The sequence below is a fragment of the uncultured Amaricoccus sp. genome, from assembly GCF_937858865.1.
In the GTDB taxonomy this organism is placed as follows: Bacteria; Pseudomonadota; Alphaproteobacteria; order Rhodobacterales; family Rhodobacteraceae; genus Amaricoccus.
In genome coordinates, this window is sequence record NZ_CALLYO010000370.1 from 1 (window position 1) to 7167 (window position 7167).

At 72.0% G+C, this 7167-nt stretch carries 8 protein-coding genes; 5 read left to right on the forward strand and 3 right to left on the reverse strand.

Annotated elements, in window-relative coordinates; genetic code table 11:
* The coding region (locus Q0112_RS10555; RefSeq protein ID WP_297974947.1) for an MFS transporter at window positions 1–1195 on the forward strand (1195 nt) is incomplete at its 5' end.
* Here the strand turns inward: Q0112_RS10555 and Q0112_RS10560 are convergent.
* The gene (locus Q0112_RS10560) at window positions 1183–1476 is read right to left on the reverse strand and encodes an I78 family peptidase inhibitor (protein WP_297974948.1); all 294 of its coding nucleotides are present in this window, start codon (window positions 1474–1476) and stop codon (window positions 1183–1185) included. The genes Q0112_RS10555 and Q0112_RS10560 overlap by 13 nt on opposite strands.
* Window positions 1477–1778: 302 nt before the next feature.
* Here Q0112_RS10560 and uppS point away from each other — a divergent pair, with 302 nt between their 5' ends.
* Complete coding sequence (uppS, locus tag Q0112_RS10565; RefSeq protein ID WP_297974949.1) at window positions 1779–2522, forward strand: polyprenyl diphosphate synthase; 744 nt, start codon at window positions 1779–1781, stop codon at window positions 2520–2522.
* Between the two features lie 164 nt (window positions 2523–2686).
* Here the strand turns inward: uppS and Q0112_RS10570 are convergent, their stop codons facing one another.
* Both Q0112_RS10570 and ligD read right to left on the reverse strand, forming a co-directional pair.
* Window positions 2687–2950 (reverse strand): hypothetical protein, encoded by a 264-nt coding sequence (locus tag Q0112_RS10570; protein ID WP_297974951.1) that lies wholly within the window; start codon window positions 2948–2950, stop codon window positions 2687–2689.
* Window positions 2951–3080: 130 nt separating this feature from the next.
* Entirely contained in the window at window positions 3081–3950 is an 870-nt protein-coding gene (gene ligD, locus Q0112_RS10575; protein ID WP_297974953.1) for a non-homologous end-joining DNA ligase, read from the reverse strand.
* Window positions 3951–4087: 137 nt separating this feature from the next.
* Here ligD and Q0112_RS10580 point away from each other — a divergent pair, with 137 nt between their 5' ends.
* The 3 genes from Q0112_RS10580 to Q0112_RS10590 all read left to right on the forward strand — a co-directional run.
* Window positions 4088–5851 (forward strand): alpha/beta-hydrolase family protein, encoded by a 1764-nt coding sequence (locus tag Q0112_RS10580; RefSeq protein ID WP_297974956.1) that lies wholly within the window; start codon window positions 4088–4090, stop codon window positions 5849–5851.
* Window positions 5848–6738: a dienelactone hydrolase gene (locus Q0112_RS10585; protein WP_297974958.1), complete on the forward strand. Its 891-nt coding sequence runs from the start codon at window positions 5848–5850 to the stop codon at window positions 6736–6738. Before Q0112_RS10580 ends, Q0112_RS10585 begins: the two co-directional genes overlap by 4 nt.
* A 119-nt stretch (window positions 6739–6857) precedes the next feature.
* A partial coding sequence (locus Q0112_RS10590) for an isocitrate/isopropylmalate family dehydrogenase (RefSeq protein ID WP_297974961.1) occupies window positions 6858–7167 on the forward strand: 310 nt, incomplete at its 3' end.

The window sequence follows — 7167 nt, forward strand, 5'->3', positions numbered from 1 at the left end:
TTCCTCTCGTCCCGGTTCCCCGATGTCCTCCGAGCGCGGCCGCCTCCTTTCGCTGCAGATGGTGTTCGCGCTGAACGCCATCGGCCTCGCCGTCTGGTTCCCGCGCATCCCGGACGTGAAGGAGGCGCTCGGGCTCGACGTGCTGACGCTCGCCTTCTGCCTCTTCGGCATGCCGGCGGGGACGATGCTCGGCTTCCTGATCGTCGGGCGGATCATCGCCCGCCTCGGGCTGCGCACCACGGTGGTGGTGGGCGGGTCGGGGTTCCTGGTCAGCTTCATCGCGCCGGCGCTGGCCTGGGACGCGGTGAGCCTCGGGCTCGCGCTCTTCCTCTGCGGGCTGACGATCGCGACGATCGAGGTGTCGATGAACGCCAAGGCGAGCCAGACCGAGCGGGCGCTGGGGCGGCGGATCATGACCCGCTGCCATGCCTTCTGGAGCTTCGGCACCATGGCCGGCGCGCTGATCGGCGGCGCCTTCGCCGAGCGGGGGATCGGCTTCCTCGCCCAGCAGCTGGTGCTGCAGCCGATCTTCGCCGCGGCGACGATCTTCTTCGCGCTGAGGCTGATCGCCGACGAGATCGCGGAGGAGATCGCCGACGAGCCGGCGCGGCCGGTGGAGCGGGAGCGGGGCTTCCGGCTGCCGGAGGGGGCGCTGCTCGCCATGTGCCTGGTGCCGATCGGGGCGCTCCTCATCGAGGGGGCGATGATGGAGTGGTCGGCCCTGCTCATGCGCGAGTGGAAGGGGGCGGGGCCCTTGGTGACGGCGCTGACCTTCTCGCTCTTCGCGCTCGCCATGGCGCTGGCGCGGCTGAGCGGGGACTGGCTGGCGGAGCGGTTCGGGCCGCGGCCGGTCATCCTCGGCTCGGGGCTCGCCATGGCGGCGGGGATCGCCGCCTTCGGCCTGGCGCCGGGGCTCTGGGCGTCGCTGCCGGCGGCGCTCGTGGTCGGGGCCGGGTGCGGCAACATCTATCCGCTGACCATGTCGATGGTCGGGCAGCTGCCGGCGGCGCGGCCGGAGCGGAACGTGGCGACGCTGGCGCTGGTCGCCTTCACCGCCTTCCTGATCGGGCCGCCGCTGATCGGGGCGCTGGCGCACCTCGTCGGGCTGCCGCTGGCGCTGGCGCTGCTGGCGCCGCTCGGGGCGGCGCCGCTGCTGCTGCTGCCGCGGCAGGGGCGGGGGCGTCAGCCGCAGTAGACGCGGGTGATGGTGTCGGCCTTGTCGACGCTGACGTTCAGCCGCTCGGCGCGGTAGTCCATGGTGGCGGGGGTGGTCGGGAAGAGGACGCGCGCCCCCTCGGGGAGGTCGACGTCGTTGAGCACGTCGACCCGCTGGCCGACCCAGTCCTGGTGCGCCTCGGCGCCGCAGGTGCCGCCCTCGGCCGCGGCTTCGCCGGGGACGCCGACGTTCAACTCGGCGCAGGCGCCGAGGGCGAGCAGCAGGGCGATGCCGAGGCCGGTCTGCAGGGGTGAGGGCATGTGGCAGGTCTCCGCGCAAGGGTTGGCCCGGGCAGGCAAGCACGTCCGGAGGGGCCTTGGCAAGGGGGCGCGCACCGGAGTCGCACGCGTGCGACTCGGGGCAATTGGTTGATATGGAACGATAAAGTCAGGGCCGTTTACCGGATGTTCAGCAAGGTTGACGCGAGGATATGATCGCAATGCGACTGGGCGCGGGCCTGGCGCTCTCCCTTTTGTGAGCGACTTTCACTTGCAGCGCCCGCTGAACTGTTGTCCCCGCCGCGCGTTGCGCATATTGACGCGGTCGGGCAGGTGGACGGCGAATGACAGAACGGGCAACTTCGAGTTTCCACGTCGGAGTCATCATGGACGGGAACGGCCGCTGGGCCGAGGCGCGCGGCCTCGGACGGGTGGCCGGGCATGCCCGCGGCGCGCGGCGCGTCACCGAGATCGTGAAGGCCTGCCCCGCCCTCGGCGTCACCCATCTCACGATCTACGCCTTCTCGACGGAGAACTGGCAGCGTCCTCTGGCCGAGGTCGAGGGGCTGATGAGGATCTTCGGCCAGTACATCCGCAACAAGATGGACGGGCTGCGGCTGAACGACGTGCGGGTGCGCTTCATCGGCATGCGCGACCGGGTGCCGTCGCGGCTGCGCGAGCTCATGGCGGCGCTCGAGGACCGCACCAGCGACTGCCGCGGGCTCAACCTCTGCATCGCCATCGACTACGGCGGGCGCGACGAGCTGACCCGCGCGGTGCGCGCGCTCTCGCGCGAGGTGGAGACGGGGCGGCTGCCGCCGGCGGGGATCTCGGAGGCGGACTTCGCTGCCGCGCTCGACACCCGCGGGCTGCCGGATCCCGACTTCATCATCCGCACCTCGGGCGAGCTGCGCATCTCGAACTTCCTGCTCTGGCAGGGGACCTACGCCGAGTACGACTTCCCGCGGACCGCCTGGCCGGACTTCACCGCCGGGGATTTCCGCGCCGCGGTCGAGGCCTTCCGCCTGCGCCAGAGGCGGTTCGGCGGCACCGATCTGGCGGAGCCCGCCGGGTCGCGGACGGCCTGACCCGAAGTCCCGGCGGCAGCCATCTGCCGGCGCGGGCAGCGGCAAAGCCGCGGGCAAGGAACGTCCCTGCCCGCGGCCAGACTGCTCAAAATGGTCGCTCAAATTGCCTTGGTATCAATTTCCCCAGCGAACGGCGTAATGCACCGCCGCGGGGCATGAAGAATTCAGCAGGCGTCGAGACTGCGGATGTCGGGCCAGCGGCCCTCGAGCACGCGGCCGCACTCGCAGCGGCGGACGCGGGGCTTGGCCTGGCGCCGCCGGATCTCGATCTCGATGCTGGCCGGGTCGACGGTACCGAAGGCGGCGGTCAGCCGCGCCCAGGCATCGGCCAGGGTGGCTTCAGCCGGATCGATCGCCAGCAGCATCGCAAGGTCGCGGTCGCCGTCGGAGGCACGGTAGGTGACGGCGGCACAGGGGCGGTTCGTCATGGTTGCTCTCCTCGGTCGGGGGAGAGCCGCCGTTCATGCATCGCCCTCCCCCTGAACGAGGTCTAGTCCTCGGCGCGGGACGAGACTGTGAACCAGGTCACGAAAGGCGACCAATCCTGTCGCAGGCCGACTATCCGGGCTTCGGCAGCGGCGTCGCGGCGCGGCGGAAGTCGGCCCAGGGGTCCGGGGTGCCGGCGATTCGCTCCGGTGCGTTGGCGACGGTGAAATGCGCCGGGCCGATGTCGGGGCCGAGCTCCTCCCAGGCGAGCGGCATCGAGACCGGCGCCCCGGCGCGGGCGCGGGCGCCGTAGGCGACGATGGCGGTGTTGTTGCGGCCGTTGCGCAGGTAGTCGACGAGGATGCGGCCGGCGCGCAGCGCCTTGGAGACGGTGGCGACGTAGCGTTCGGGATCGTCGGCGGCCATCGCCCGCGCGATGCCGGCGGTGAAGGCCTTGACCGCCGCCCAGTCGCCGGCGGCGGACGGGCGCAGCGGCGCCAGCACGTGCAGCCCCTTGCCGCCCGAGGTCTTGACGAAGGCGGCGAGGCCCTTCGCCTCCAGCCGGGCGCGCACCTCGCGGGCGGCGGTGAGCATCGCCGGCCAGGGGACGCCCTCGCCCGGGTCGAGATCCATGACGATCTGGTCGGGGTGCTCGAGGTCGTCGAGCCGCGACTGCCAGGTGTGGATCTCGAGCGCGCCCCCCTGGACGAGCGCGGTGAGGCCGGGGAGGCCGCGGACGGCCATGAGCGGCGGATCGTCGGGGTTGAGCGGGTCGACCGGGGTCAGGATCTGCGGGCCGTGCCCCTTCCAGGGGTGTTTCTGGAAGAAGCAGGCGTCCCCCGTTCCCTCCGGGCAGCGCAGCAAGGCGACCGGGCGGTTGGTGACGTGCGGGCGGATGCGCGGCCAGACGGCGGCGTAATAGTCGGCGAGGCCCTGCTTGCTCAGGCCGATGTCGGGCCAGTAGACGCGGTCGGGATTGGTGAGCCTGACCTTCGGCGGCATGGCTGCGTCCTTGCGCTGTCGGCAGGCCCACTGTCGGCGGTGGCGGCGCGGGCGGCAAGCCCCCGGCGTCGGCTTGTTTCCACGGCGACAGATGCTAAGCAGGCGGAGAAACGCCGATCGAGGTCGGGGGAAAGGTCATGGCTCCGCAATCCAGCTCCAGGCGGCGCCGGTCGGGCAAGGCTCCTCCGGCAGCTCCCACCGCTTCGGCCGCGCCCGCGCCCGCCGGGCGCGGCCCGCTCCAGTGGATCGCGCGGCAGCCGGTCGAGCTCTGGCGGACCTTCTCCGGGCTCGGGCTGGTGATCGGCGCGCTCTTCTTCGCGGCGGCGCTGACGCCGTCGCTGATCCCGCGCGCGCCGCTGCTGCAGGGGGTGCTGTCGGGCGTCTGCTTCGCGATCGGCTACGGGATCGGGGTGCTGCTGCTGGCGGCCTGGGAGTGGATGCAGCTGCCGCTCGCGAACGTCAGGGTGCGGCGGAACGCCACCTGGGCGGCGGCCGCGGTGGCGCTGGCGGTGGTGCTGCGCTTCCTCTGGAAGAGCGCCGAGTGGCAGAACTCGATCCGCGAGCGCATGGGGATGCCGCTCCTCGAAGGCGCCGAGCCGTTCACGGTGGCGCTGGTGGCCCTGGTGGTCTTCGTCCTGCTGCTGCTCGTCGCCCGCTCGTTCCGCGGCGTGGGCGGGATGGTGCGCCGGTGGCTCGCGCGCTACGTGCCGGAGCGGGTCTCGATGCTGGTCGGCGGGCTGGCGGCGGCCGCGCTCTTCTGGACGCTGGTCGACGGCGTGCTCTTCGACGGCTTCATCCGGCTGTCGGACCGCTCGTTCCAGGCGCTCGACGCGCTGATGGAGCCGCAGTTCCCCGCGCCGACCGAGCCGGCGCGCACCGGGAGCGCGGAATCGCTGGTGAGCTGGGAGGAGCTCGGCCGCGCCGGGCGCGAGTTCGTCGTCTCCGGGCCGACGGCGGAGCAGATCGCGGCCTTCACCGGGCGGCCGGCGAAGCAGCCGATCCGGGTCTATGCCGGGCTGAACTCGGCCGAGGAGCTGGACGATCGGGCGCGGCTCGTGCTCGACGAGATGATCCGGGCCGGCGCCTTCGACCGCAAGGTGCTGATCGTGGTGGTGCCGACCGGGACCGGGTGGATGGACCCCGCGGCGATGGACACGCTCGAGTATCTGCACGACGGCGACACCGCGATCGTGGCCATGCAGTATTCCTACCTCACCAGCTGGATCTCGCTGCTGGTGGAGCCGGGCTACGGCAGCGCGGCGGGGCGGGAGCTCTTCCGCGCCGTCTACCGCCACTGGACGGAGCTGCCGGAGGACGCGCGGCCGAAGCTCTACCTGCAGGGGCTGAGCCTCGGCTCCTACGGCTCGGAGCAGTCGTTCCGGGTGCACGAGGTCATGGCCGATCCGTTCCAGGGGGCGGTGTGGAGCGGGCCGCCCTTCCCGAGCCCGCTCTGGGGCGGGGCGACGCGGGAGCGCAATCCGGGCTCGCCGGAGTGGCTGCCGACCTATGGCGACGGCTCGATCATCCGCTTCACCAACCAGGAGAATCACCTCGACGTCCCGGGGGCCGAGTGGGGGCCGATGCGGATCGTCTTCCTGCAGTACGCCTCGGACCCGATCACCTTCTTCGACCCGCATTCGGTCTGGCACAAGCCGGACTGGATGACCCCGCCGCTGGGGCCCGACGTGTCGCCGGAGCTGCGCTGGTATCCGGTCGTCACCTTCCTGCAGCTCGGGCTCGACATGGCGATCGCGCTCGCGGTGCCGATCGGGCACGGGCACTACTACGCGCCCGAGCACTATATCGACGCCTGGGTGGCGGTGACCGACCCGCCGGGGTGGACGCCGGAGGAGGTCGGGCGGCTGAAGCGGCACTTCATCGAGGCGCGGGCCGGAGGGTGAGCCGGAGGCGGCGGCGCTGGCTGCGCCGGGCGCTGCTCGCCGCGGCGCTGGTGGCGGCGGGCGTGCTGGCGGTCGGCGGCAACCTGCTGTCGCGCTACCGCGGCTGGACGGTCGAGCGGCTCGAGCCCGACGCGCTGTCGGCGCTGCTGGCGCCGGCCTACCGGGTGATGAAGCCGCCGGGCGCGGGGCCGTTCCCGACGGCGCTCCTCTTCTCGGGGTGCGACGGGCCGCGCGACAACGTGCTGCGCTGGGCGGAGCGGCTGAACCGCGAGGGCTGGGCGGCGGTGGTGGTCGACAGCCACGGGCCGCGCGGGCTGGTGGACCTCGAGGTCTGGCGGCTGGTCTGTGCCGGGCAGATCCTCATGGGCTCGGAGCGGGCGGGGGACGTGCTCATCGCGGTCGACGACGCGCGGCGGATGCCCTTCGTGGACCCGGGGCGGATCGCGCTCGTCGGCGCCTCGCACGGGGGGTGGGCGATCATGGACCTCCTCGCCATGGACCCGCCGAAGCGGCTGCCCTACAACCTCGCCGGCCTCCGGCCGGACGCGCCGGCGGACCCGCTGGCGGGGGTGGCCGGGGTGATCCTGCTCTATCCCTATTGCGGGGAGGCGAACCTGGCGCGCGGCGGCGGCTGGACCCGCGCCGTCCCCACCCTCTTCCTGCTCAGCCGCGACGACTATGTCGCGCCGGCGGAGGAATGCCTGGAGATCGCCGACGCGCTGGCGGCGCGCGGCCTGCCGGTCGAGACCCTCGTGATCGCCGGCGTGACGCACGGCTTCGACCAGGAGGAACGCTCGACCCTCAGCCCGCTGGCGTTCGACGCGGCCGGGACGGCGGCGGCGCTCGACCGCGCCACGGCCTTCCTCGAGACGGTCGGCGCCAGGTAGCCACGGCCGCCGCCGGGTTCTGCATACAAAAGTATGCAGCCACTTTATCTCTCTGCGCTTGTCCTCTATAGCGACAGCGCCTAGACACGGATGCCAAGCTGCGAGGGGCGAGAGCCAACATGACGAAGATCAAGGTTGCCAACCCGGTCGTCGAGCTCGACGGCGACGAGATGACCCGCATCATCTGGGACGAGATCAAGAAGAAGCTGATCCTTCCCTATCTCGACATCGACCTGAAGTACTACGACCTCGGCATCGAGGAGCGCGACCGCACCAACGACCAGATCACCGTCGACGCGGCGAACGCGATCAAGGAGGTCGGCGTCGGGGTGAAATGCGCGACGATCACCCCGGACGAGGCGCGGGTGAAGGAGTTCGGCCTCAAGGAGATGTGGAAGTCGCCGAACGGCACCATCCGCAACATCCTCG